Genomic DNA, 24609 nt, shown 5'->3' with positions numbered 1-24609 from the left:
CGGTTCACAGCCGGTGGCCCTTGAGCGCCATATGGAGCAGCAGGCGGTCCTCGCCGTCGTCCAGGTCGAGACCGGTGAGCTGTTCGACGCGGGAGAGGCGGTAGTAGAGGGTCTGGCGGTGGATGCCCAGTTCCGCCGCGGTGCGGCCCGCCTGGCCCGCGCAGTCGAGGAACACCTCGGCCGTGCGGGCGAGTTCCCGGTGGGGAGGGGCCAGCAGCACCCGTACGGCAGGGTCGTGGGCCGCCTCGGGGGGCAGTGACGTCAGCAGCCGGTAGGGCCCGATCGCCGACCACTGGGCGACCGGCCCGAACCGGGGCTCCGCGAGGGCCGCGCGGGCCGCCGCCGACGCCTCCTGCCAGGCGGTGCCCAGCTCGGCCAGCCCGTGGCGGGCGCCCGCCACCCCGGCCGCCGTCCGCGCCCCGCCCCGGCCGCCCTCCGCCTCCCGCAGCAGCCGCGCGGCCGCCGTGAGCGCCGGGGCCGGAACGTCCGCCGAGCGCAGCCGCACCAGCAGCGCCAGGCTCTGGCCCGCCGTGCCCCAGGGCACCGTGCACAGCGCCGTCGCGGCCGGGACCGTACGCACCGAGGGCGCGTCGTCCGGATCGGCCGAGGGCCAGGGGGCGACGCAGACCATGGTGTGCAGGCCCTCGCCGCGCGCGCCCAGCGCCGTCCGCAGTTCGGCCACCGCCGCCTCCAGCTGCCAGCCGGGCCCGGCGGTCAGCACCGCGCGCAGCTCGCGGGTCAGGTCCGCGCCCGCCTGCACCTCGTCGGAGAGCAGCGCCCCGATACGGGCCGCGACCTCCATCGCGGCGGACAGCTGCGCCTCCGAGGGGCCCGGCTCGTCCGCGAGGAGCCACACATAGCCGAGGACGACACCCCGATGGCGTACCGGCAGGCAGATCCTTCCCCGGTAGACGCCTGCCTCCGGGGTCGGCGGGATGCGCACGGGCGCGGCCGCGCGGGCGATGCCGAAGCCCTCGAACCAGGAGCGCACCGCCGCGGTGGAGCGGCGGGTGAGGATCGAGCGGGTGCGCACCGGGTCGAGGGAGGCCTCGTCGAACTCGCCGTCCCCGCTGTCGTAGGCGGCGAAGGCGATCAGTTCGAAGTCCCGGTTCTCCAGGGTCGCCGGGGCGCCGAGCAGCGCCGAGATCTCGTCGACGAGTTCTTGGTAGTCGCCCCGGCCCGGCTTGAAAACATCCGCCACAGGGGCATTCTCCCGCATTCTCCCGTCCCGCTCATACAGATGTCTGAGATCCAGGGCACGGATGCGTGACAGCTGTCGATGGCCGACGATCAAAGCAATCCATAGGTTTCACGGTGGTTCTCCGTGCCGTACCCGAATGGTCGGGATTCGGCCTCCTGTTGCCCTTGTGGAGGTGCCCCGTGCTGGGTCCCGTGATTCTCGCCGCGTCGCGCAGCGACCGGATGCGTCGGATGATTTCGGCCGCCCCGGTGACGAAGCCGGTCGTCGACCGCTTCATCCCCGGCGAGACCGTCGACCAGATCGTCCCGATCATCGGGGACCTCACCGCCCAGGGCCTCGAAGTCACCATGGACGTCGTCGGTGAGGACATCACCACCCCCGAGCAGGCCGCCGCGGCCCGGGACGCCTATCTGGAGCTGATCGGCCGCCTGAAGGAGCTGGAGCTCGGCCCGAAGGCGGAGATGTCCGTCAAGCTGTCGATGTTCGGCCAGGCTCTGCCCGGCGGCCACGAGCTGGCCCTCGCCAATGTGCGCCCGGTCGTCGAGGCCGCCGCCGCGATCGGCACCACGGTCACCCTGGACGCCGAGGACCACACCACCCTCGACTCGATGTTCGCCATCCACGAGGAGCTGCGGAAGGACTTCCCGGCCACCGGCTGTGTGATCCAGGCCTATCTCTTCCGCACCGAGGCCGACGCCCGGCGGCTCGCCGAGAGCGGCAGCCGGGTGCGTATCGTGAAGGGTGCCTACAAGGAGCCCGCGTCGGTCGCGTACCAGAACAGGCACGAGATCGACAAGGCGTACATCCGCATCCTGAGGACCCTCATGGAGGGCGAGGGATACCCGATGATCGGCTCGCACGACCCGAGGATCATCGCCATCGCACAGGACATCGCCCGGCGCGCCGGGCGCAAGCTGGACGAGTACGAGTTCCAGATGCTGTACGGCATCCGCGGCGAGGAGCATCTGCGGCTGGCCGCCGAGGGGCACCGTATGCGTGTCTACACCGCCTACGGCACGGACTGGTACGGCTACTTCATGCGCCGTCTGGCCGAGAAGCCGGCGAACCTCCGCTTCTTCGCCCGCTCGGTCCTCACCAAGAGCTGACAACCACCCGCTCGCAAAAGGAGTCACGGAACCCATGGACGCTGTCACCCAGGTCCCCACCCCCGTCAACGAGCCGGTGCACGGCTACGCCCCTGGTTCGCCCGAGCGCGCCCGGCTGGAGGCCAAGCTCAAGGAGCTGGCCGACAACCCGATCGACCTGCCGTGCACCATCGGCGGCGAGAAGCGCATGGGCGGCGGCGAGCCGTTCCAGGTCGTGCAGCCGCACAACCACAAGGCGGTCCTCGGCACCCTGCGCCACGCCACCCGCCAGGACGCGCAGGACGCCGTCGACGCGGCCCTCGCCGCCGCCCCCGCCTGGCGCGCGATGTCCTTCGACGACCGCGCCGCGATCATCCTGCGCGCCGCCGAGCTGCTGGCCGGACCCTGGCGCGAGACCATCGCCGCCTCCACCATGCTCGGCCAGTCGAAGACCGCCCAGCAGGCGGAGATCGACAGCCCCTGCGAGCTGGTCGACTTCTGGCGCTTCAACGTCCACTACGCCCGCCAGATCCTGGCCGAGCAGCCCCCGGCGAACTCCCCGGGCGTGTGGAACCGCCTGGACCACCGCCCGCTGGAGGGCTTCGTCTACGCGATCACCCCGTTCAACTTCTCGGCGATCGCGGCCAACCTGCCCACCGCCCCCGCCCTCATGGGCAACGTGGTGGTCTGGAAGCCGTCCCCGACCCAGACCCACGCCGCCGTGCTGCTGATGCAGCTGCTGGAGGAGGCGGGCCTGCCCAAGGGCGTCATCAACCTGGTCACCGGTGACGGCATCGCGGTCTCCGAGGTCGCCCTTGAGCACCGCGACCTCGCGGGCATCCACTTCACCGGTTCGACCAAGACCTTCCAGTACCTGTGGAAGACGGTCGGCACCAACATCGAGAAGTACCGCTCCTACCCGCGCCTGGTCGGCGAGACGGGCGGCAAGGACTTCGTGGTGGCGCACCCGAGCGCCGACCGCGCGGTCCTCAAGACGGCGCTCACCCGCGGTGCCTTCGAGTACCAGGGCCAGAAGTGCTCGGCCACCTCCCGCGCCTACGTCCCGGCCTCGATCTGGAACTCCGGCTTCAAGGAGGAGTTCGCGGCCGAGGTCGACCAGCTGACCATGGGCGATGTCACCGACCTGTCGAACTTCATCGGCGCCGTGATCGACGAGCGTGCCTTCGCCAAGAACAAGGCCGCCATCGACCGCGCCCGGCAGGACCCGGCGTGCACCGTCGTCGCGGGCGGCACCTACGACGACTCGGTCGGCTACTTCGTCCGGCCGACCGTCATCGAGTGCACCGACCCGGAGAACGAGGTCTTCACCACCGAGTACTTCGGCCCGGTCCTCGCGGTGCACGTCTACGACGACGAGAAGTACGACGAGATGCTGACCCAGATGGAGTCGGTCTCCGACTACGCGCTGACGGGCTCGGTCATCTCGGGCGACCGTGCCGCCGCGGCGTACACGATGGACAAGCTGCGCTACGCGGCCGGCAACTTCTACATCAACGACAAGTCGACCGGTGCCGTGGTCGGCCAGCAGCCGTTCGGCGGCGGCCGCGCCTCGGGCACCAACGACAAGGCGGGCGCGCCGCAGAACCTGCTGCGCTGGACGCTGACCCGCGCCATCAAGGAGGCGCTGATCGCGCCGACCGACTACACCTACCCGCACATGGGCTGACACCCCCCTGAACACCGCCCCCGCCCCGAGGTTCCGCACCCGGGCCGGGGGCGGTCGTCATGTCCGGCCCGGTACGGGGCCCGCCGCGACCGGGGAGCGTCGGGCCCTGGCGAGCCGGGACGAAGGGCCCATACTGATCCGGTGGCCACCCGTCTGCGCAGCGTGCACACCGCCGACCTCGACCCCGCCGAACGGGGCGCCGCCCGCGCCCTGCTGGACGCGGCCTTCGAGGGCGACTACGACGACGAGGAGTGGGAGCACGGGCTCGGCGGGATGCATGTCCTGGTGAGCGACGAGCACGGCCTCGCCGCCCATGGATCCGTCGTCCAGCGGCGCGTCCGGTACCGCAAGCGCTGGCTGCGCGTCGGCTATGTCGAGGGCGTGGGGGTGCGCCCGGACGCACGGCGCCGGGGGCACGGCGGCCGGGTCATGGCCGAGATCGAACGGATCGTCGACGGCGCCTACGATCTCGGCGCGCTCTCCGCGAGCGACCAGGGCGCCGCCCTCTACCGGGCCCGGGGCTGGCAGCTGTGGTCCGGCCGGCTGTACGCCCTCGGCCCCCGGGGTGAAGTCCGGCTGCGCGACGAGGAGGACTGCACCTTCGTACGCCCGGCCGCGGCGGGGCCGCTCGACCCCCGGCACAAGCTGGTCTTCGACTGGCGGGACGGCGACGTGCTCTGACGGCGGGACCGTGACGTGGTCCGGCTGCGGGTGACCGGAACGGGCCGGGTCCGCCCGCCCGTCCGTCTCAGATAGTAGGAAGTCCGAGTAATCGTGGAGACAGATACGCGCTCCTCGCTTAGCTTGGAAGGAGCCGAACGTCTCGCTCGATCCAGCGAATGGCGGTCGTGAGCCGGGCCCGATGCAGGACACCCCTGCGGCACCGCTCCCCGCCCTCCGGCGTCTCGAAAATCCCTTCCGCACTCCCGGATCTCGAAGGAGTCGATTTCCCATGGCCGAGACGACCGCCCGCCGCCGAGTCCGTCACGCTTCCCGTACGAGTGACACCGACCGCAAGAAAGCCGCCGCCGCGCTCCAGCGCGCCCTCGACCGCCGGGACAACGGCGGCGAGACCGGCCACTGAGCAGCCGCGACACCCTGACGTCCGACACCGGGAGCCGCCCCCGAGGGGTGCGGCGCGGGTCCACCGCGCCGCACCCCGGACCTGTGCCGTACGGAGGGAACCGGCGTGCGCCGGGACTCGCCCCCTGTCCGTATCCCGGACAACGTGTGTCATCCCATGGGACAAGGAGTACGGTGCCCGTCATGTCTCGCAGCATCAATCTCGCAGTGATCCCCGGTGACGGCATCGGCCAGGAGGTCGTGGCCCAGGGGCTGAAGGTCCTCTCCGCCGTCCTTCCGCAGGATGTGAAGCTGGAGACCACCCCGTACGACTTCGGCGCCCGGCGCTACCACGCCACCGGTGAGACCCTCACCGACGCCGACCTGGAGCAGCTGGCGCGGCACGACGCGATCCTGCTGGGCGCGATCGGCGACCCGTCGGTCCCCTCCGGCGTCCTGGAGCGCGGCTTCCTGCTCAAGCTCCGCTTCGCCTTCGACCACCACGTCAACCTGCGGCCCTCCAAGCTGCTCCCGGGCGTGGCGACCCCGCTCGCCGGACAGCCCGAGATCGACTTCGTGGTGGTCCGCGAGGGCACCGAGGGCCCCTACACGGGCAACGGCGGCACCATCCGCTCCGGCACCCCGCACGCCGTGGCCACCGAGGTCTCGCTGAACACGGCCTTCGGCATCGAGCGCGTGGTGCGCGACGCCTACGCCCGCGCCCAGGCCCGCCCCCGCAAGAAGCTGGCCCTCGTCCACAAGAACAATGTGCTGGTGCACGCCGGGCACCTCTGGACCGACATCTTCCACCAGGTCGGCGAGGAGTTCCCCGAGGTCACCACCGAGTACATGCATGTGGACGCGGCGACGATCTACCTGGTCACCCAGCCCGAGCGCTTCGATGTGATCGTCACCGACAACCTCTTCGGCGACATCATCACCGACCTCGCCGCCGCCGTCTCCGGCGGGATCGGGGTCGCGGCCTCCGGCAACATCAACCCCTCCGGCGCCTTCCCGTCGATGTTCGAGCCCGTGCACGGCTCGGCGCCCGACATCGCGGGCCAGGGCAAGGCCGACCCCTCGGCCACCGTCCTCTCGGTCGCCCTGCTGCTGCGCCACCTCGGGCATGAGGCCGAGGCCGCCCGGATCGAGGAGGCCGTCTCCGCCGACCTGGCCGAGCGCGCGGGCGGTCCCGCCCGCACCACCGACGAGATCGGCGACGCGCTTGTCGTACGAGTAGCCGGGTGACCCGCGCCGCTCGCTGACGACAGAAGCCGCCGGGTCCCGACAGGCCCGGCGGCTTTCGCATGTCCGCCGCCGGGTGCCACCATCGACCCACTCCCGGGTCACCCCAGGAGTCGCGTTCACACCGTTTCTCCCCTTGTGCTCCGGGCTTCGCCCGCGCAGGGGGAGCCCCATCGACTCCCCGCTTGCGATAATCGAACGAGGAGCCGCGGTATGAGGGAATGCTCGGACGCCCGCACCGCCGCCACGGGCGGTACGGGGCGTGAGCGCGGCCCGTCAACACAACCGGTGAAGGACAACCACACATGACGACGCCCACGATCGAGCTGAAGCCCTCCGCCAACCCGCTCTCCGCCACCGAGCGGAAGGCGGTCCTGGCCAACCCCGGGTTCGGCCGCCACTTCACCGACCACATGGTGACCATCCGGTGGACCGAGGGCCGCGGCTGGCACGACGGCCAGCTCGTTCCGTACGCTCCGATCTCCCTCGACCCCGCCACCAACGTCCTGCACTACGCGCAGGAGATCTTCGAGGGTCTCAAGGCCTACCGCCGCCCCGACGGCTCGGTCGCCACCTTCCGCCCGGAGATGAACGCCCAGCGCTTCCAGCGCTCCGCGCGTCGTCTGGCCATGCCCGAGCTGCCGGTCGAGACCTTCATCGAGGCGTGCGACCTGCTGGTCCAGCAGGACAAGGGGTGGGTGCCGGAGCACGGCGGCGAGGAGTCCCTCTACCTGCGCCCGTTCATGATCGCCACCGAGGTGGGGCTCGGCGTCAAGCCCGCCAACGAGTACCTCTTCATCGTGATCGCCTCCCCGGCCGGCGCCTACTTCGCGGGCGGCGTGAAGCCGGTCTCCATCTGGCTCTCGGAGGACCGCGTCCGCGCCGTCCCGGGCGGCATGGGCGACGCCAAGACCGGCGGCAACTACGCGGCCTCCCTGCTCGCCCAGGCCGAGGCGGCGGCCAAGGGCTGCGACCAGGTCTGCTACCTCGACGCCGTGGAGCACACCTGGGTCGAGGAGCTGGGCGGCATGAACCTGTACTTCGTGTACGGCAACAAGATCGTCACCCCGACGCTGACCGGCTCGATCCTGGAGGGCGTCACCCGCGACTCCCTGCTGACCGTCGCCCGCGACCTCGGCTACGAGGCGGAGGAGCGCCGGGTGTCCGCCGAGCAGTGGCAGGCCGACACCGAGAACGGCACCCTGACCGAGGTCTTCGCCTGCGGCACTGCCGCCGTCATCACCCCGGTCGGCACGGTCAAGCGCGCGGGCGCCGAGTGGCAGCACTCGGGCGGCGAGCCGGGCGAGGTCACCCTGCGGCTCCGCGAGGCCCTGCTCGACATCCAGCGCGGCACCCGCGAGGACACCCACGGCTGGATGCACCCGCTCGGCTGATCCTGCCTCGGCCTGCCGGGGGTGACGGGCGGCGGCCCGTCACCCCGCGGCGCGTGACCGGGAGAGGGCCTTCCGGCGTTCGGCGGGAGGCCCTCGCACCCCGGTGCGATGTGTGCGGGCGATGGGGGTAGACGGTGGGGAGACCAGTCGTTCCGCACGAAAGTGGTGCCGCCATGGCCGAGACCCAGGACGTCGTCGAGCTCATCCTCCAGGACCACCGGCGCATGGAGGACCTGTTCCGTCTGATGCGCAGCGTCGAGGCCGATCGGGAGGCCGCGCTCAGGGAGTTCGCGGACCTGCTGATCGCCCATGCGCTGGCCGAGGAGGCCAAGGTCTATCCCGCCCTGAAGCGGTACAAGGACATCGACGACGAAGAGGTCGAGCATGGCGAGCACGAGCACGACGAGGGCAACCGGGCCCTCCTGGCTCTCCTGGAGGTGGAGGAGGTCGGCTCCGAGGAGTGGGACACCAGGCTGGAGGAGCTGGCGGAGGCGATCGCCCACCACACCGACGAGGAGGAGCGCACCATCCTCAACGGCGCGCGGGAGAACGTGGCGATGGCACGGCGCGAGGAACTGGGTGCGGCGTTCCTTCAGGAGCGCGGGCGCGGACTGGAGGCCGGCTGCGGCTCGGTCGACAACGTGCGCCGCATCGTCAAGTCCTGACCCGACGTTCCGGACCGGCTACCCCCTCGGTGCCGCCAGGGCCGCCCCGGACCCCGTGTCCGAGGCGGCCCTTTCGGGTACGGGCGGGGCATCGCGGAAGGTCAGCAGCAGATACACCGCCCCGCCGACCGTCCCCGACAGCAGAAAGCTCAGGTCCACCCCGCCGGTCAGGGAGAGCAGGGGCCCGCGGTACGACGGCAGCGACACCGCCAGCACCCCGGTCACCGCCCCCACCGCCCAGGCCGCCGTGGCCCGGAGGTGCCAGCCGCCCCGGTACCAGTAGATCCCGCCCCGTGCGCGGCGGTTGAAGACCTGGAGGGCCTCGGCGTCGTAGACGCCCCGGCAGCGTAGGAAACCGGTCAGGGTGATGACCGCCCACGGGGTGCCGACCGCGGTCAGCAGCAGTACGAAGGACGTCATCGCGGACTGCGCGTCCCACAGGTAGTGCCCGGCGAAGACGCATCCCGTGGCCACCGCCGCGACCGTGCAGGTGGCCCGGGCGCGCGAGGCGCGGGGCAGGATGGCGTCCAGGTCCAGGCCCATCGAGTACAGCATCAGGCCCGCGTTGCCGACCGAGCCCGCGGAGGCGGCCAGCAGCAGCGGCACCAGGTACCAGGCGGGGGAGGCGGCGACCAGCGGTCCGGCGTAGCCGAGGGCCGCGCGGGCGGCGTAGGCCGTGAAGGTCCCGAACAGCTGCGGCACCAGCAGTCCGAGGATCAGGCCCAGCCAGGTGGCGTGCAGGACTCGGCGGGGGGAGTGCCGGGCCGGGGAGATGTAGCGCGTGTAGTCGCCGAGGAGGGTGATGAACGCGACGGGCCCGGACAGCCCGGCCGCCACCGCCGCCAGCAGCCAGGTGGGCCAGAAGCCGCCGAGCAGCAGGCCGCCCGTCCCCGGCAGCGCGGCGGTGGTGAAGTGCGGGGCGTAGGCGATCACTCCGACCGCGAGCAGGGCGGTCATGCCGAAGGCGAGGACGCGGGACATGCCGAGGAGCACCCGGTAGCCGTACACCGCGCCGACCACGGTGGCCGCGGCGAGCAGCGCGTACACCACGGCGTAGGCCGAGCCGTCCGCGGGCAGTCCGCACAGCCGGTGCAGCACGCCCACCGTGACATCGCCGCCGATCCACACGGTCAGCGCGGTGTAGCCGAGGGCCAGCAGCAGCCCCACGACCGAGCCGACCAGCCGTCCGCGCACCCCGAACTGGGCGCCCGAGGAGGTCGAGAGGTTGGTCGCGGTGCGCAGTGAGATCAGTGCCAGCGGGGCCGTGAAGACCGTTCCGGCCACCGTGCCCGCCGCGATGGCGGTCACCGACGACCACCAGTCGAGGCCGAACGACGGCGGCAGCCAGCCGAAGACGATCACCCCGAGACAGAGGTTGGAGCCGAGAAGGATCGACACCAGATCGCGTGGCCCGCTGGTGCGTTCCGCCTCTGGGATGGTGTCGACTCCGTGCTGTTCCGTCGGCATGGCTGAGCTCCTTCGCCGCCGCCCGTGCGTTTGAGTGGCGTTCAATCTGGTGCCTGCCCGGTGGATGCGTCAACCTTTTCGTCAAGGAAATCCAGAGTTAGAGTGTTGTTCTAAAGCTCGCAGGGTGAGAGGCCGTCCGACCGGGCGCCCGCCCTGCTCGACCCGCGCCCGCGACCCCCCAAGGAGCCCCGTGAGCCCCGCCCCGAACACCCCCGCCGCCGACGGCTTCCGCATGCCTCCGGAGTGGGCCCCGCACGAGCGCACCTGGATGGCCTGGCCGGGACCCAACCCGACCTTCGACGACCCCGGCGACCTCGCCGCCGCCCGTACGGCCTGGGCGTCGGTGGCCCGGGCCGTCGCGCGCTTCGAACCGGTCACCGTGGTCTGCGGCCCCGGCCGGTCCGCCGGGGCGCGGGCCCTGCTGGGCGCGGGCATCGACACCGTGGAGCGCGATCTCGACGACGCCTGGATGCGCGACATCGGCCCCACCTTCCTCACCAACGGGCGTGAACTGGCCGCCGTGGACTGGACGTTCAACGGCTGGGGCGCCCAGGACTGGGCCCGCTGGGAGCACGATGCGAAGATCGCCGCCCAGGTCGCCGACCTCGCGGGCGCCACCTCGTACACCTCCCGGCTGGTCAACGAGGGCGGTGCGATCCATGTCGACGGCGAGGGGACCGTGCTGCTCACCGAGACCGTGCAGCTCGGACCCGAACGCAATCCGCACTGGACGAAGGAGCAGGCCGAGGCGGAGATCCACGCGCATCTCGGCACCAGCAGGGCGATCTGGCTGCCGCGCGGGCTGACCGCCGACTACCCGCCGTACGGCTTCGGCACCCTCGGCCATGTCGACATCGTCGCCGCCTTCGCCCGCCCCGGCGTGGTGGTCGCCCACCATCAGCCGGACCCCGCGCACCCCGACCACGAGGTGACCCGGGAGATCATCGGCATCCTGAGGTCCGCCACCGACGCCCGGGGCCGCCGTCTGGAAGTGGTCGAGGTGCCCGCGCCGACCGTGCTGGAGGCCGACGGCCACTGGGCCGACTACTCCTACATCAACCACTATCTGTGCAACGGGGGTGTGGTGCTCTGCGCGTTCGACGACCCCCGCGACGAGGTGGCCGCCGGCATCTTCCGGAAGCTGTTCCCCGGGCGGACGGTGACCCCGGTGGACGCCCGCACGATCTTCGCGGGCGGCGGCGGCATCCACTGCATCACCCAGCAGCAGCCGCGAGTCCGGTGAGGGAGCGTGTGGGGGGCCGGTGGGGTCCGGTGAGAGAGCCGGTCGGGTAGAACGTACGGGTGGACGAACTGCCTCCTGCTGCCGTGACCTGCCGCCGCCCGGCGGACCGTGTGTCGCCGTACTCGGCCGATCGCGTGCCGCCCCGCCCGGCCGCCCCCGCGCCGCCGTACCCCCCGCGCCCCCTGTCCGAAGCGGCCCGGGCGGAAGCCGTATGAGTACCGCGCCCTCTCCCCGCCGCCGCACCCCCGCCCCGCCCCGGGAGGACCTGCTCGCCGCTGCCATGGGCATGATCGCCGAGCGGGGGCTTGAGCGGCTCACCATGGCGGCGCTCGGCCGGGAGGTCGGGATGAGCAGCGGTCATCTGCTCTACTACTTCCGCTCCAAGGACGAACTGCTGCTCCAGGCCCTGGAGTGGAGCGAGGGCAGGCTCGGTGCCGCCCGGGCGCGGCTGCTCAGCACGGCCGCCCCGGCCCGGGAACGGCTCGACGCCTATGTCGACCTCTATGTGCCCGACGGCCACCGCGACCCGCACTGGACCCTGTGGCTGGAGGTCTGGAACCGCTCGCAGAACGCCGACACCGGCGCCCGCGACCGCCAGGCCGCCATCGAGGGCGCCTGGCACCGGGACCTGGCGGCGCTGCTCGCCGAGGGGGTCTCCCGGGGAGAGTTCCGGCCGGTCGACCCGGACCGCTTCGCCGCCCGGCTGCGCGCCCTCCTCGACGGGTTCTCCATCCATGTGGCGATCGGGCTGCGCGGCACCGGCCGGGAGCAGGTGCTCGCCCATGTGCGGGAGTTCCTGGACGAGGCCCTGGGCCGCGGCCCGGAGCGGACGGAGACCTGACGGATCGGGCCCCGGCTGCGATCCGCCGCCGCCGTGAACGCAAAGAACGAAACCGGGGGACCCTTGTCCCGGCCGCACCCGCCCGGGTAGGTACGGCCCATGGGACGAGAGCACTGGAAGAGGATCTGGATCGGCTCGGCCGGGAACATGGTGGAGTGGTACGACTGGTTCGTCTACGCGAGTTTCGCCACCTATTTCGCGGGGGCCTTCTTCCCCGACGGGAACCCCACGGCCCAGCTCATGAACACCGCGGGCATCTTCGCGGTCGGCTTCTTCATGCGCCCGGTCGGCGGCTGGCTGCTCGGCCGGGTCGGTGACCGCAGGGGGCGCAAGGCTGCGCTGACCCTCACGGTCAGTCTGATGTCCGCCTCGGCGATCCTCATCGCCCTCGCGCCGACCTACGCGGTCGCGGGCTACGGCGGCGCGTTCGTGCTGCTGGTGGCCCGGCTGCTCCAGGGGCTCTCGGTGGGCGGCGAGTACGCCGCCAGCGCGACCTACCTCACCGAGGCCGCCGACCCGAAGCGGCGCGGCTTCGCCTCCAGCTTCCAGTACGTGTCGATGACCGCCGGGCAGATCGTGGGCCTCGGCCTGCTGATCGTCCTTCAGCGCACCCTCTCCGACGGCGCCCTGCACGGCTACGGCTGGCGCATCCCCTTCGTGCTGGGCGCACTGGGCGCCGCGGTCGTCTTCTATCTGCGGCGCACCATGCTGGAGACGGAGGTCTACGAGGCCGACGGGACCGGCGGCGAGGAGCGCGGCACCCTGCGCGCGCTGTGGCTCCACCGGCGCGAGGCCTTCCTGGTGATCGCCCTGACCATGGGCGGCACGGTCGCGTACTACACGTACACGACCTATCTCACCAAGTACCTGTCCAACTCGGCGGGACTCTCCAAGGAGACCGCGACCCTGGTCTCCTTCACCGCGCTGATCGTCTTCGCTGCCCTCCAGCCGCTGGCCGGGATGCTCTCCGACCGGATCGGCCGCCGTCCGCTGCTGATCACCTTCGCGGCCGGATCCACCGTGCTCACCGTGCCGATCATGACCCTGCTGGGGCACGCGGGCGGCTTCTGGCCCGCCCTCGGGCTGTCGCTGCTGGCCCTGGTCGTGGTCACCGGCTACACGTCGATCAACGCCTGTGTGAAGGCGGAGCTGTTCCCCACCGGGATCCGCGCCCTCGGCGTGGCCCTGCCGTACGCGCTGGCCAACGCGCTCTTCGGCGGCACTGCGGAGTATGTCGCACTGTGGTTCAAGAACGCGGGCGCCGAGTCGGGCTTCTTCTGGTACGTGGCGGGCTGCGCGGCCGTGTCGCTGGTGGTCTACCTCGCCATGCGCGAGACCCGCGACCGCGACCTGACCCGGGTGGACGGAGCCGAGCCGTCCACCCTGGCGACCGCATCCTGAGACGGCGGTGAGTACGGGGGCGGATTGTGCCAAACTGCCCCCGTGCTTTCGTTCGCCACGATGATTGGCAGCAGGCGCGCCGGTCCGCAGTGACCGCTCGTACGACCCGGTACGGGCGGCCATCGTCGTCCTCGACCCGCGCGCAGACCTCTCGCACCCGCGAGGGGTCTTTCGTTTTCCCGGCCCACCCCCAGCCGGGACGGACAGCGCGAGGGACCATGGAAGGACGGTGGAGCCGGTCATTCCGGTAGACCGCATCCCATACAGGAGCCTTGAGACCATGACGGCAACCAGCGAACTCGACGATTCGTTCCACGTCTTCGACACCACGCTGCGCGACGGCGCGCAGCGCGAGGGCATCAACCTCACCGTCGCGGACAAGCTGGCCATCGCACGGCACCTGGACGACTTCGGGGTGGGCTTCATCGAGGGCGGCTGGCCCGGCGCCAACCCGCGGGACACCGAGTTCTTCGCCCGCGCCCAGCAGGAGATCGACTTCCGGCACGCCCGGCTCGTCGCCTTCGGCGCCACCCGTCGGCCGGGCATCAAGGCATCGGAGGACCCGCAGGTCAGGGCGCTGCTGGAGTCCGGCGCGCCGGTGATCACCCTGGTCGCCAAGTCCCATGACCGCCATGTCGAGCTGGCCCTGCGCACCACGCTCGACGAGAACCTGGAGATGATCCGCGACACCGTCTCCCATCTGCGGTCCCAGGGGCGCCGGGTCTTCGTCGACTGCGAGCACTTCTTCGACGGCTACCGGGCCAACCCGCGCTACGCCAAGGCGGTGGTCGGCGCGGCGGCGGAGGCGGGCGCGGACGTCGTGGTGCTCTGCGACACCAACGGCGGGATGCTGCCCGCGCAGATCCACGCGGTGGTCGCCACGGTTCTGGCGGACACCGGCGCCCGGCTCGGCATCCACGCCCAGGACGACACCGGGTGTGCCGTCGCCAACACCCTCGCGGCGGTGGACGCGGGCGCCACCCATGTGCAGTGCACGGCCAACGGCTACGGCGAGCGGGTGGGCAACGCCAACCTCTTCCCGGTCGTGGCCGCCCTGGAGCTGAAGTACGGCAAGCAGGTGCTGCCCGAGGGCAGGCTCCGTGAGATGACGCGCATCTCCCACGCGATCGCCGAGGTCGTCAATCTGACGCCCTCCACGCATCAGCCGTACGTGGGGGTCTCGGCCTTCGCGCACAAGGCGGGCCTGCACGCCTCCGCGATCAAGGTGGACCCGGACCTCTACCAGCACATCGACCCCGAGCTGGTGGGCAACACCATGCGGATGCTGGTCTCCGACATGGCGGGCCGGGCCTCGGTGGAACTCAAGGGCAAGGAGCTGGGTGTCGACCTGGGCGGCGACCGGGAGCTGATCGGCCGGGTCGTGGAGCGGGTGAAGGAGCGCGAGCTCCAGGGCTACACCTACGAGGCCGCCGACGCGAGCTTCGAGCTGCTGCTGCGGGAGGAGGCCGCAGGCAGGCCGCTGCGCTACTTCCGCACCGAGTCCTGGCGGGCCATCGTGGAGGACCGCCCCGACGGCACCCACGCCAACGAGGCCACGGTGAAGCTCTGGGCGAAGGGCGAACGCATCGTGGCGACGGCGGAGGGCAACGGCCCGGTCAACGCCCTGGACCGCGCACTGCGGGTCGCCCTGGAGAAGATCTACCCCCAGCTGGCCGCCCTGGACCTGGTCGACTACAAGGTCCGCATCCTGGAGGGCAAGCACGGCACCCAGTCCACCACCCGGGTGCTGATCTCCACCTCGGACGGCCGCGGCGAGTGGTCCACGGTCGGCGTGGCGGAGAACGTGATCGCGGCCTCCTGGCAGTCCCTGGAGGACGCCTACACCTACGGCCTGCTGCGCGCCGGGGTGCAGCCCGCGGAGTAGCACCACGCGTACCGGTAGGCCGCCGCCCCTCCTCGCCGAGGGGCGGCGGCCACTCACTCCTTCGGCGACACCCCTGATTCCAAGGGGACTTGAGTCCGTACCCGTTAGTCCGTACCCGTTCCGACGTGATGTCTTGACGCCCGCCCGGGGCCCCAGTTAACTCACGCCGTGATCTAAGTCGTAAGCCCGTCATGGGGACCACGAGAGCCCAAGGGAAGGTCCATGCGAAGAACCGCCCTGCTCGCCTCCGCCGCCCTGCTCACCGCACTGATCCCGCTCACCGCGGCCGGTGCCGCCTCCGGTGCCGACGACCCCGCCCCCGTCCCGGTGGACCGCTTCGAGGGCGAGGTGCCCTTCGCGGGCCAGCCCGCCGACGGCATCTTCACCTGGGGCGGCGACGCCGACGACCCGCCCGCGCTGCGGCTGGCGGACCGCCCGGACGCCCCCGAGGGCGCCAAGGTCCTCACCGGCACCTATGACATCAGCGGTTACGGCGGCTTCACCCATGACTTCGCCGCCGACCGGCCCGCCCACGACTGGTCCGCTTACCAGGGCATCAGCTTCTGGTGGGACGGCCGGAACAACGGCAGGAAGACCGCCTTCGAGATCAAGGACGGCGGCACCGGCGGCGAGGCGTCCGAGCTGTGGACGACCTCCTTCACCGACGACTTCAGCGGCTGGAAACAGATCCGGATCCCGTTCGACGACTTCACCTATCGCACGGACTACCAGCCCGTCGGCGGCATCGACCACGTTCTCGGGCTCACCCAGATGTGGGGCTACGCCGTCACCCTCCCCGTCGGCGTCCAGGGCGGCTTCGCCATGGACGACGTGGAGCTGTACGGCCGTGCCGACCAGTCCCGCCGGGCCTCGGTCACCACGGACGCCGCCGTGTACCCGGTCAAGGGGGGCGGCACCGCCCGGGTCGGGGTCACCGTCGCCACCACCGGCTCCGCGCCCCTCGGCGAGCCCGTCACCGTCGCCTACATCACGGGCGGCGGCACCGCCGTGCCCGGCAGCGACTACACCCCCGTCCGGGGAACTCTGACCTTCCCGGCCGGAACCCCCTCCGGCGCCACCCGCACCATCGAGGTCCGCACCCTGAGGAACAGGACCGCCGAGCCCGCCGGGACCGTCCCGCTCGCACTGACCGTCACCGGCGCCAAGGCTCCCGCCGAGACCCCGCAGGTGGTCGTGGACGCCCATGGACTGCCCTATCTGGACAGCGGACTTCCGGTGCGGCGGCGCGTCGCGGACCTGCTCTCCCGGATGTCACCGGAGGAGAAGGCCGGGCAGATGACCCAGGCCGAGCGGGCCGGGCTCACCACCCCGGGCGACATCGCCGCCTACGGTCTGGGCTCGCTGCTGTCCGGCGGCGGCTCCACTCCGACGCCCAACACCCCCGAGGCCTGGGCGCAGATGATCGACTCCTTCCAACTGCGGTCCCGGGCAACCCGGTTCCAGATCCCGCTGATCTACGGAGTCGACGCCGTCCACGGCCACAACAACCTCGCCGGTGCCACGGTCATGCCCCACAACATCGGCATCGGCGCCACCCGCGACCCCCAACTCGCCGAGAAAACAGGCGCGGTGACGGCCAGTGAGGTACGTGCCACCGGCATCCCCTGGGACTTCGCGCCCTGTCTGTGCGTCTCACGCGACGAACGCTGGGGCCGCTCCTACGAGTCCTTCGGGGAGGACCCCGCCCTCGTCCAGTCCATGGAGACCGTCGTCCAGGGCCTCCAGGGGCGCGCCGACGGCCGGGACCTGAGCCGCGACGACAAGGTCCTCGCCACCGCCAAGCACTTCGCCGGTGACGGCGGCACCGCGTACGGCTCCTCCACCACCGGGTCGTACACCATCGACCAGGGTGTCACCACGGTCACCCGGCAGCAGCTCGACGCCGTGCACCTCGCGCCCTTCCGGACGGCCGTCGACCGCGGCATCGGCTCGGTCATGCCCTCGTACTCCTCGCTGGACATCCTCGGCGACGGCCGGGGCCCGGTGAAGATGCACGCCCGCGGCGACATGATCAACGGCGAGCTGAAGGGCCGGATGGGCTTCGACGGCTTCGTCATCAGCGACTGGAACGCCATCGACCAGCTTCCCGGAGACTACGGCTCCCAGGTCCGCACGGCGGTCGACGCGGGCGTCGACATGATGATGGTGCCGTACACCTACAAGGACTTCCGCTCCACGCTGGTCGACGAGGTGCGGGCGGGCCGGATCACCGAGCGGCGGATCGACGACGCCGTCTCGCGGATCCTCACCCAGAAGTTCCGGCTCGGCCTCTTCGAGCACCCCTACGCCGACACCCGCGGCGCCGCCGCGATCGGCTCCGCCGGACACCGGGCCGTGGCCCGGCAGGCGGCCGCCGAGTCCCAGGTGCTGCTGAAGAACGCGGGCGGGGTGCTGCCGCTGAAGAAGTCCCAGAAGGTGTACGTCGCCGGATCCAACGCCGACGACCTCGGCAACCAGACCGGCGGCTGGACCCTCACCTGGCAGGGCCAGTCCGGCACCCACACCCCGGGCACCACCGTCCTTCAGGCGATGCGGAAGGCGGGCGGGGACATCACCTACTCCCCGACCGCCTCGGCCCCGCTGACCGGCTACGACGTCGGTGTGGTCGTCGTCGGCGAGACCCCCTACGCGGAGGGCGTGGGCGACGTCGGCAACGGACACGACCTGGCCCTGTCCGCCGCCGACCGGGCCGCCGTGGACAGGGTGTGCGGGGCCATGAAGTGCGCGGTGCTGATCGTCTCCGGACGCCCGCAGCTGATCGGCGACCGCCTCGGCGAGATCGACGCCCTGGTCGCCTCCTGGCTGCCGGGCACCGAGGGCGACGGCGTCGCGGACGTGCTCTACGGCAGGCGCCCCTTCACCGGGCAGCTCCCCGTCACCTGGCCGAAGTCCGAGGCCCAGCTGCCGATCAACGTCGGCGACGCCTCGTACGATCCGCAGTTCCCCTACGGCTGGGGGCTGACCACCCTCACCCGGGTCCCGGCCGGGGGACTCACCACCCTCAAGGCGCTCACCCGCGCGGCCTCGGCGGCCGAGCGGACGGGCTCGGCGCGGGCGGCCCGGGAGACCGTCACCCGGGCCCGGCTGATCGTCCAGCAGAAGGCGGGGCCCACGCCCGCGGCGGCCGTCTCGAAACCCTTCGCGGACGCCGACCATCTGCTGCTCACCGGGCGGTACACGGCGGCGCTGGCGGAGCTGACCCGGGCGTACCGGGCGGCGGACTGACCGGCCCGGGAGGGGGCGAACGCACCCGGCGCGGCCCCGGGAGGGGGGCGGCGCACGCGGCGCGGCCCCCTCCCGGCCCTCCCGCTCCGGGCGCCTTCGGGTAGCGTCGGAGTATGAAGGCCGTACTGGTCAAAGGACTCGCCGCACCCCTGGTCGCCCTGCTGCTGGCGGCCCTGACGGTGCTGTACGCGGGCGCGCCGCGCGCCGAGGCGGCGACGGGTGTCTCACAGATCGCCGCGGCGCTGCGCAAGAGCCCGGTCTATGTGGACCCGGCGGCCTCCGGCCAGCTGTCCGCCCGGGACGCCGACGCCCTCGCCAAGAAGATCGAGGACGCCGGAAAGCCGGTCTTCGTGGCCGTGCTGCCCGCCGGTTACCCGACCGCCAATCTCTTCGCCGACCTGCGCACGGCCACCGGCGTCACCGGTGTGTACGCGGTCCGCCTCGGCGACCGCTTCGACGCCCGTGCCGACTCCTCGGTGCTGCCCCGCACCGCCGTGCGCAACCTGGTGACCAGCGTGCAGGGCGAGGCCGCCACGACCCAGCTCAATGACTTCACCGACCGCGCCCTCGCCAACATCCGCGGCCGTGCCCCGTCGAGCTGGGGCACCTCGGGCGGCGACGGCGGGGTCTCCTCGACCGCTCTGATCGGGGTCGCCGCCGTGCTGGTGGCCGGTGGTGCGGGCGCCTACGCTCTGGTGCGGCGCGGCCGTCGCCGCCGGGAGGAGGAGCAGCGGGCCGCGCTGGAGCGGCTGCGGGTCGTGGTCGACGAGGACATCACCGCCTTCGGCGAGGAACTGGACCGGCTCGACTTCCAGCCCGGCGAACCGGGCGCGGACGACGCGATGCGCCAGGACTACGAGCGGGCGCTGAACGCGTACGACCAGGCCAAGTCGGCGATGGCCGCCGCGCAGCACCCGGAGGACGTGAAGGCCGTCACCCAGGCGCTGGAGGACGGCCGCTTCTCGCTGGCCGTGCTCGCCGCCCGCCGGGAGGGGCGCCCCCTGCCCGACCGCCGGCCGCCGTGCTTCTTCGACCCGCGCCACGGGCCGTCCGTCGCCGACGCCGTCTGGACGCCCTCGGGCGGCGCCCCCCGCGAGGTGCCGGTCTGCGCGGCGGACCGGATCCGGCTGGCCGACGGCCTCGAACCGGCGGTGCGCGAGGTCGACACCGAATGGGGCCGCCGCCCCTACTGGGACGCCGGACCGGCCTACGGCCCCTGGGCGGGCGGCTACTTCGGCGGCGGCATCCTGCCCGGCCTGCTCTTCGGCACGGTGCTCGGCTCCATGATGTCCACCCCGGCCTACGCGGCGGACTACGGCACGGACTACGGCGCGGGCGGCGACTTCGGCGGCTACCAGGGCGGCGACGTCTCCGGTGCCGACTTCGACCCCGGTGACTTCGGCGGCGGCTTCGGCGACGGCGGGGGAGGGGACTTCGGCGGGGGCGGCGGCGACTTCGGCGGGGGCTTCTGACCGCTCGCCGCCCCGGATGCGGGTCGGGCGGCGCCGGTGGTCACGCCTGCTTGACGGCCGAGATGTCGAAGACCAGCTTGATCTTGTCCGAGATCAGCACGCCACCCGTCTCCAGCGCCGCGTTCCAGGTCAGGCCCCACTCCGAGCGCAGGATCTCCGCCTTGCCCTCGAAGCCGACCCGCTCATTGCCGAAGGGGTCCTTGGCCGCGCCGTTGAACTCCAGGTCGATGCTGATCGGCCGGGTGGTGCCGAGGATGGTGAGGTCACCGGTGATCCGGTAGTCGTCGCCCCCGAGCGCCTCGGCCGAGGTGGAGCGGAAGGTCATCGTCGGGTGCTCGTCGACGGTGAAGAAGTCCGCGCTCCGCAGGTGCTTGTCGCGGTCGGCCGAGCCGGTGTCGATGCTCTCCATCCGCACGTCGATCGAGGCCGTGGACCGGGCGGGGTCCGAGCCGTCCAGGCGCAGGGTGCCCTCGACGTCCTGGAATCCGCCCTTGACGTTGGTCACCATGGCGTGCCGGGCCACGAAGCCGATCGTGGTGTGCGCGGGGTCCACGCTGTAGGTGCCGCTCAGCGCGGCGAGGTCGGGGTTCACCGGTGCGGGGACGGTGTCGGTGGTGCTCTTGCGGCCGAAGATGCCCATGATCCTGCTCCTTGGGGGACGGTTCCGGCCTCCGGGGGGCAGGCCGGGCGGAACCGAAGAGGTTTAAGCTTCAACGAGTTCCGGTGAGCACGACCGTACCCCCATTCTGTTCAACATTCAACATCTATGGGGATTGCCCCCGGACCGGTACGGTGGGCGCGCCGCCGTTCGTAGGTCCTCTGTCACTCCGGGGAGGGCATGTGCGGTACCGAATCCGCCCCGGCATTCGGGTGACCCCTTTGTGGGAGCCCTACAACGCTCGGCCCCCTGGAGCAGTCGGATCGGCTGCATCCGGGCATGGTTCTGTTCAGGGGTACCAGGAAAACGGGCCCGAGACTGTGAGGAGTCAACGGGCCGCTTTCCTTGGTGGACTTCGTAAGGTCACTACATGACCGTTTTGGATGAGGCTGTAGGGTCCGGGAGCGAGCCCACCGACGCGCGCGGGCGCGTCGCCGAACTGCACGAGATCCGTGCCCGGGCCCTGGCCGGCCCCAGCGAGAAGGCGACCGAGGCGCAGCACGCCAAGGGCAAGCTGACCGCACGGGAGCGCATCGAGCTGCTTCTGGACCCGGGGTCCTTCCAGGAGGTCGAGCAGCTGCGCCGGCACCGGGCGACCGGATTCGGCCTGGAGGCCAAGAAGCCGTACACCGACGGTGTGATCACCGGCTGGGGCACGGTGGAGGGCCGCACGGTCTTCGTCTACGCCCATGACTTCCGCATCTTCGGCGGTGCCCTCGGCGAGGCCCACGCCACCAAGATCCACAAGATCATGGACATGGCCATCGCGGCCGGCGCCCCGCTGGTCTCCCTGAACGACGGCGCGGGCGCCCGTATCCAGGAGGGCGTCAGCGCGCTCGCCGGATACGGCGGCATCTTCCAGCGCAACACCAAGGCCTCCGGCGTCATCCCGCAGATCAGCGTGATGCTCGGCCCGTGTGCGGGCGGCGCGGCCTACAGCCCCGCCCTCACGGACTTCGTCTTCATGGTCCGCGAGACCTCGCAGATGTTCATCACCGGTCCCGACGTGGTCAAGGCCGTCACCGGCGAGGAGATCACCCAGAACGGCCTGGGCGGCGCCGATGTGCACGCCGAGACCTCCGGCGTCTGCCACTTCGCGTACGACGACGAGGAGACGTGCATCGCCGAGGTGCGTTACCTCCTCTCGCTGCTCCCGCAGAACAACCGCGAGAACCCGCCGCGGGTCGAGCCCACGGACACCGTGGAGCGCCGCGGGGACGCCCTCCTCGACCTGGTCCCGGCCGACGGCAACCGCCCGTACGACATGGCCAAGGTCATCGAGGAGATCGTCGACGACGGCGAGTACCTGGAGGTCCACGAGCGCTGGGCGCGCAACATCATCTGCGCCCTGGCCCGGCTGGACGGCCAGGTCGTCGGCATCATCGCCAACCAGCCGCAGTCCCTCGCCGGTGTCCTGGACATCGAGGCATCGGAAAAAGCTGCGCGCTTTGTCCAGATGTGTGACGCTTTCAATATCCCGCTGATGACTTTCCTGGATGTCCCCGGGTTCCTTCCCGGAGTCGACCAGGAGCACGGCGGGATCATCCGACACGGCGCGAAGCTGCTCTACGCCTACTGCAACGCGACCGTGCCGCGGATCTCGCTGATCCTGCGCAAGGCGTACGGAGGCGCCTACATCGTGATGGACAGCCAGTCCATCGGTGCGGACCTCACCTACGCCTGGCCGACCAACGAGATCGCCGTGATGGGTGCGGAGGGTGCGGCCAACGTCATCTTCCGCCGTCAGATCGCGGGCGCGGAGGACCCGGACGCCATGCGGGCCCGGATGGTCAAGGAGTACAAGTCCGAGCTGATGCATCCGTACTACGCGGCGGAGCGGGGCCTGGTGGACGACGTGATCGACCCGGCCCGGACGCGCGAGGTGCTGATCAAGTCCCTGGCGATGCTCCAGTCCAAGCACGCGGACCTGCCCAGCCGCAAGCACGGCAACCCCCCGCAGTAACCGAGCGGATCCCTCGCGGAAACCCCGCGGACCCCTCTCTCACGGAGACTGACACCCATGAACGCTCCCGACATCCGCGTCGAGAAGGGCCACGCCGGGCCCGAGGAGGTCGCCGCCATCACGGCCGTCCTCCTGGCCCGCGCGGCCGCCCAGCCGCCCGCCGCCTCCCCGGCCCACCGCGGCCGCGGCAAGGCCGGCTGGCGCCGACTGGAGCGCGAGCCCGGCTTCCGGGCACCGCACAGCTGGCACAGCTAGGGCCTCTCGTGTGGATCATGCCGGGCTCCCTGATCCGGCCCGATCCCAACGAAAGACCCCAGGCTTCGCGCCCGGCACGCTCCCGAAGGGGCCTCTCCACCACGGAGGGGCCCCTTCTGCTGTCCGCGGGCCCGGAACGACAGAAATCCCCGCGCCCGAAGGGGCGCGGGGATCGTCGTCCGGGCGGTCCGGCTCCTAGCGGAGGCGGGCCATCAGGGCGTGCTCGACCAGGGTGATCAGGGCACTCTTGGCGTCCGCGCGGTGGCGGGCGTCGGTGGTGATGATCGGGGTGTCCGGACCGATCTGGAGGGCCTCGCGGACCTCCTCCGGGTTGTAGGGCTGGTTGCCGTCGAAGCCGTTGAGGGCGATGACGAAGGGCAGGCCGGAGTTCTCGAAGTAGTCGACGGCGGGGAAGCAGTCGGCGAGGCGGCGGGTGTCGACCAGGACGATGGCACCGATGGCGCCGCGGACGAGGTCGTCCCACATGAACCAGAAGCGGTCCTGTCCGGGGGTGCCGAACAGGTAGAGGATCAGGTCCTGGTCGAGGGTGATGCGGCCGAAGTCCATGGCCACCGTGGTGGTGGTCTTGTCCCCGGTGTGGGTGAGGTCGTCGATGCCTGCCGAAGCAGACGTCATGACGGCCTCCGTGCGCAGCGGGTTGATCTCCGAGACGGCGCCGACGAACGTGGTCTTGCCCACGCCGAAGCCGCCCGCCACCACGATCTTCGCGGAGGTGGTGGAGCGGGAAGGACCGCCGCTAGAGCTTGCGAAGTCCACTGAGCACCCTTTCGAGCAGTGTCACGTCTGGCTGGCCGCCGGCGTTCTCGTCGCCGCCGGGCTGATGGATGGCGACCAGGCCCGCCTCCGCCAAGTCGGCGACGAGGATTCTGGCCACGCCGAGAGGGATGGTCAGCAGCGCCGAGATCTCGGCCACCGACTTGATCTCCCGGCAGAGGTTGCAGATCCGCTGATGCTCGGGCAGTTGGCCCTGCATCTGGTGCGGCTGCGCGGTGGTGTGCACCAGTGCCTCGATGGCGAGCTGGTAGCGCGGCCTGGTGCGGCCGCCCGTCATCGCGTACGGGCGCACCAGAGGGTTGTTCGACGATCCGGCGGGCGCCGGCTCGGGCGCGCGGCGCTGCGGCTGCACGGGCTGGATGCGCGGCGCCGACGGCTGGTCGTACGGCGACGGGCCGGGGCCCTGCGGCGCGTACGGCTGACGCCGCGGGCTCGGTGCGGAGGGGAAGTTGTACCGGTTCTGTTCACCCTGGTCCTGGCCGGGGCCATAGGACCAATTGCCCGCGGGCGAACCGCCTGGGGGTGTTGCCACGTTCTCTCCTCCTCCGACTGCGCCTGGCACCCATCCCTGTGGAAGCCGCGTCCCGAAACCTTACGGCGCCGGGACGCCGATACACACTGATCGTCTGTTAGTTGAGAAGGCTTCCCTGGAGTTCCGCCCGGAGGTCCGGAGTCAGGACCGTACCGGCCCGGTCGACCAGCAGGGCCATTTCGTACCCGATGAGGCCGATGTCCGCCTCCGGGTGCGCCAGGACCGCGAGCGACGATCCGTCGGAGATGGACATGAGGAACAGGAATCCCCGCTCCATCTCCACAACCGTCTGGTTCACGCTGCCGCCCTCGAAGATGCGGGAGGCACCCGCGGTCAGCGAGGTCAGACCGGAGGCGACGGCCGCCAGCTGGTCGGCGCGGTCGCGCGGGAAGCCTTCGGACATCGCCAGAAGGAGTCCGTCGGCGGAGACCACCACCGTGTGGGACACCCCGGGGGTGTTGTCCACGAAGTTGGTGATCAACCAGTTCAGGTTCTGTGCCGCCTGGCTCATC

21 protein-coding genes are annotated in these 24609 nt (G+C 71.5%); 15 read left to right on the top strand and 6 right to left on the bottom strand.

All coding sequences use genetic code 11. From position 1 onward, the window contains the following. Window positions 1-4: 4 nt before the first annotated feature. Complete coding sequence (locus ACIHAA_RS17235) at window positions 5-1219, bottom strand: PucR family transcriptional regulator (protein ID WP_399817829.1); 1215 nt, start codon at window positions 1217-1219, stop codon at window positions 5-7. A gap of 161 nt (window positions 1220-1380) precedes the next feature. Between ACIHAA_RS17235 and ACIHAA_RS17230 the strand changes: the two genes are divergently transcribed. The 7 genes from ACIHAA_RS17230 to ACIHAA_RS17200 all read left to right on the top strand — a co-directional run bounded on the left by ACIHAA_RS17230 (window position 1381) and on the right by ACIHAA_RS17200 (window position 8339). Continuing rightward, entirely contained in the window at window positions 1381-2307 is a 927-nt protein-coding gene (locus tag ACIHAA_RS17230) for a proline dehydrogenase family protein (protein ID WP_399817827.1), read from the top strand. 34 nt (window positions 2308-2341) lie between these two features. Next, window positions 2342-3973 carry an L-glutamate gamma-semialdehyde dehydrogenase gene (pruA, locus tag ACIHAA_RS17225; protein ID WP_399817825.1) on the top strand — a complete coding sequence of 544 codons (1632 nt, stop codon included), beginning with the start codon at window positions 2342-2344 and terminating at the stop codon, window positions 3971-3973. Between the two features lie 141 nt (window positions 3974-4114). After that, window positions 4115-4654, top strand: coding sequence for a GNAT family N-acetyltransferase (locus tag ACIHAA_RS17220; RefSeq protein ID WP_399817823.1), 540 nt, complete (start codon window positions 4115-4117; stop codon window positions 4652-4654). A gap of 271 nt (window positions 4655-4925) precedes the next feature. Next, window positions 4926-5057, top strand: coding sequence for a hypothetical protein (locus ACIHAA_RS17215; RefSeq protein ID WP_399817821.1), 132 nt, complete (start codon window positions 4926-4928; stop codon window positions 5055-5057). A gap of 182 nt (window positions 5058-5239) precedes the next feature. Then, on the top strand, window positions 5240-6283 hold the full coding sequence (locus ACIHAA_RS17210; protein ID WP_399817819.1) for a 3-isopropylmalate dehydrogenase: 1044 nt from the start codon (window positions 5240-5242) through the stop codon (window positions 6281-6283). A 302-nt stretch (window positions 6284-6585) separates the two neighbouring features. Continuing rightward, on the top strand, window positions 6586-7674 hold the full coding sequence (locus ACIHAA_RS17205) for a branched-chain amino acid aminotransferase (protein WP_399817817.1): 1089 nt from the start codon (window positions 6586-6588) through the stop codon (window positions 7672-7674). 173 nt (window positions 7675-7847) lie between these two features. Next, window positions 7848-8339 carry a hemerythrin domain-containing protein gene (locus ACIHAA_RS17200; RefSeq protein WP_399817815.1) on the top strand — a complete coding sequence of 164 codons (492 nt, stop codon included), beginning with the start codon at window positions 7848-7850 and terminating at the stop codon, window positions 8337-8339. A gap of 18 nt (window positions 8340-8357) precedes the next feature. Here the strand turns inward: ACIHAA_RS17200 and ACIHAA_RS17195 are convergent, their stop codons facing one another. Beyond that, the gene (locus ACIHAA_RS17195) at window positions 8358-9806 is read right to left on the bottom strand and encodes a cytosine permease (RefSeq protein ID WP_399817813.1); all 1449 of its coding nucleotides are present in this window, start codon (window positions 9804-9806) and stop codon (window positions 8358-8360) included. Window positions 9807-10038: 232 nt separating this feature from the next. Between ACIHAA_RS17195 and ACIHAA_RS17190 the strand changes: the two genes are divergently transcribed. The 6 genes from ACIHAA_RS17190 to ACIHAA_RS17165 all read left to right on the top strand — a co-directional run bounded on the left by ACIHAA_RS17190 (window position 10039) and on the right by ACIHAA_RS17165 (window position 19894). After that, window positions 10039-11049, top strand: coding sequence for an agmatine/peptidylarginine deiminase (locus tag ACIHAA_RS17190; protein WP_399818026.1), 1011 nt, complete (start codon window positions 10039-10041; stop codon window positions 11047-11049). 211 nt (window positions 11050-11260) lie between these two features. After that, complete coding sequence (locus tag ACIHAA_RS17185) at window positions 11261-11890, top strand: TetR/AcrR family transcriptional regulator (protein ID WP_399817811.1); 630 nt, start codon at window positions 11261-11263, stop codon at window positions 11888-11890. Between the two features lie 99 nt (window positions 11891-11989). Then, window positions 11990-13291: an MFS transporter gene (locus ACIHAA_RS17180; RefSeq protein WP_399817809.1), complete on the top strand. Its 1302-nt coding sequence runs from the start codon at window positions 11990-11992 to the stop codon at window positions 13289-13291. Window positions 13292-13571: 280 nt separating this feature from the next. After that, window positions 13572-15176, top strand: coding sequence for a citramalate synthase (gene cimA, locus ACIHAA_RS17175; RefSeq protein WP_399817807.1), 1605 nt, complete (start codon window positions 13572-13574; stop codon window positions 15174-15176). A gap of 222 nt (window positions 15177-15398) precedes the next feature. Continuing rightward, window positions 15399-18422 carry a glycoside hydrolase family 3 protein gene (locus tag ACIHAA_RS17170; protein WP_399817806.1) on the top strand — a complete coding sequence of 1008 codons (3024 nt, stop codon included), beginning with the start codon at window positions 15399-15401 and terminating at the stop codon, window positions 18420-18422. A gap of 113 nt (window positions 18423-18535) precedes the next feature. Continuing rightward, window positions 18536-19894, top strand: a complete 1359-nt coding sequence (locus ACIHAA_RS17165) for a hypothetical protein (protein WP_399817804.1) — start codon at window positions 18536-18538, stop codon at window positions 19892-19894. 40 nt (window positions 19895-19934) lie between these two features. On the opposite strand, the gene ACIHAA_RS17160 is transcribed toward ACIHAA_RS17165, so the two are convergent. Then, a complete protein-coding gene (locus ACIHAA_RS17160) occupies window positions 19935-20534 on the bottom strand; it encodes a YceI family protein (RefSeq protein WP_399817802.1) in 600 nt (199 codons plus the stop codon). A gap of 388 nt (window positions 20535-20922) precedes the next feature. On the opposite strand from ACIHAA_RS17160, the gene ACIHAA_RS17155 reads away from it, so the two are divergent. Next, the gene (locus tag ACIHAA_RS17155; protein ID WP_399817800.1) at window positions 20923-22515 is read left to right on the top strand and encodes an acyl-CoA carboxylase subunit beta; all 1593 of its coding nucleotides are present in this window, start codon (window positions 20923-20925) and stop codon (window positions 22513-22515) included. Between the two features lie 57 nt (window positions 22516-22572). Next, window positions 22573-22770, top strand: a complete 198-nt coding sequence (locus ACIHAA_RS17150) for an acyl-CoA carboxylase subunit epsilon (RefSeq protein ID WP_399817798.1) — start codon at window positions 22573-22575, stop codon at window positions 22768-22770. A gap of 195 nt (window positions 22771-22965) precedes the next feature. Here the strand turns inward: ACIHAA_RS17150 and ACIHAA_RS17145 are convergent, their stop codons facing one another. The 3 genes from ACIHAA_RS17145 to ACIHAA_RS17135 all read right to left on the bottom strand — a co-directional run bounded on the left by ACIHAA_RS17145 (window position 22966) and on the right by ACIHAA_RS17135 (window position 24608). After that, on the bottom strand, window positions 22966-23547 hold the full coding sequence (locus tag ACIHAA_RS17145; RefSeq protein ID WP_046729246.1) for an ATP/GTP-binding protein: 582 nt from the start codon (window positions 23545-23547) through the stop codon (window positions 22966-22968). Further along, window positions 23528-24097, bottom strand: coding sequence for a DUF742 domain-containing protein (locus ACIHAA_RS17140; protein ID WP_399817796.1), 570 nt, complete (start codon window positions 24095-24097; stop codon window positions 23528-23530). The genes ACIHAA_RS17145 and ACIHAA_RS17140 overlap by 20 nt, the downstream gene beginning before the upstream one ends. 97 nt (window positions 24098-24194) lie before the next feature. Continuing rightward, window positions 24195-24608, bottom strand: a complete 414-nt coding sequence (locus ACIHAA_RS17135) for a roadblock/LC7 domain-containing protein (RefSeq protein WP_030948713.1) — start codon at window positions 24606-24608, stop codon at window positions 24195-24197. Window position 24609: the final 1 nt, after the last annotated feature.

Origin of the sequence: Streptomyces sp. NPDC052040, assembly GCF_044548405.1 — a bacterium.
In the GTDB taxonomy this organism is placed as follows: Bacteria; Actinomycetota; Actinomycetes; order Streptomycetales; family Streptomycetaceae; genus Streptomyces.
Note: the sequence above shows the minus strand (reverse complement) of the source record. Positions and strands in the feature narration are given on the sequence as shown.

Coding starts and splice junctions, on each gene's coding strand:
- ACIHAA_RS17235 (WP_399817829.1), bottom strand. CDS start 1,219: ATGCGGGAGAATGCCCCTGTGGCGGATGTTTTCAAGCCGGGCCGGGGC.
- pruA (WP_399817825.1), top strand. CDS start 2,342: ATGGACGCTGTCACCCAGGTCCCCACCCCCGTCAACGAGCCGGTGCAC.
- ACIHAA_RS17215 (WP_399817821.1), top strand. CDS start 4,926: ATGGCCGAGACGACCGCCCGCCGCCGAGTCCGTCACGCTTCCCGTACG.
- ACIHAA_RS17210 (WP_399817819.1), top strand. CDS start 5,240: ATGTCTCGCAGCATCAATCTCGCAGTGATCCCCGGTGACGGCATCGGC.
- ACIHAA_RS17205 (WP_399817817.1), top strand. CDS start 6,586: ATGACGACGCCCACGATCGAGCTGAAGCCCTCCGCCAACCCGCTCTCC.
- ACIHAA_RS17200 (WP_399817815.1), top strand. CDS start 7,848: ATGGCCGAGACCCAGGACGTCGTCGAGCTCATCCTCCAGGACCACCGG.
- ACIHAA_RS17195 (WP_399817813.1), bottom strand. CDS start 9,806: ATGCCGACGGAACAGCACGGAGTCGACACCATCCCAGAGGCGGAACGC.
- ACIHAA_RS17190 (WP_399818026.1), top strand. CDS start 10,039: ATGCCTCCGGAGTGGGCCCCGCACGAGCGCACCTGGATGGCCTGGCCG.
- ACIHAA_RS17185 (WP_399817811.1), top strand. CDS start 11,261: ATGAGTACCGCGCCCTCTCCCCGCCGCCGCACCCCCGCCCCGCCCCGG.
- ACIHAA_RS17180 (WP_399817809.1), top strand. CDS start 11,990: ATGGGACGAGAGCACTGGAAGAGGATCTGGATCGGCTCGGCCGGGAAC.
- cimA (WP_399817807.1), top strand. CDS start 13,572: ATGACGGCAACCAGCGAACTCGACGATTCGTTCCACGTCTTCGACACC.
- ACIHAA_RS17170 (WP_399817806.1), top strand. CDS start 15,399: ATGCGAAGAACCGCCCTGCTCGCCTCCGCCGCCCTGCTCACCGCACTG.
- ACIHAA_RS17165 (WP_399817804.1), top strand. CDS start 18,536: ATGAAGGCCGTACTGGTCAAAGGACTCGCCGCACCCCTGGTCGCCCTG.
- ACIHAA_RS17160 (WP_399817802.1), bottom strand. CDS start 20,534: ATGGGCATCTTCGGCCGCAAGAGCACCACCGACACCGTCCCCGCACCG.
- ACIHAA_RS17155 (WP_399817800.1), top strand. CDS start 20,923: ATGACCGTTTTGGATGAGGCTGTAGGGTCCGGGAGCGAGCCCACCGAC.
- ACIHAA_RS17150 (WP_399817798.1), top strand. CDS start 22,573: ATGAACGCTCCCGACATCCGCGTCGAGAAGGGCCACGCCGGGCCCGAG.
- ACIHAA_RS17135 (WP_030948713.1), bottom strand. CDS start 24,608: ATGAGCCAGGCGGCACAGAACCTGAACTGGTTGATCACCAACTTCGTG.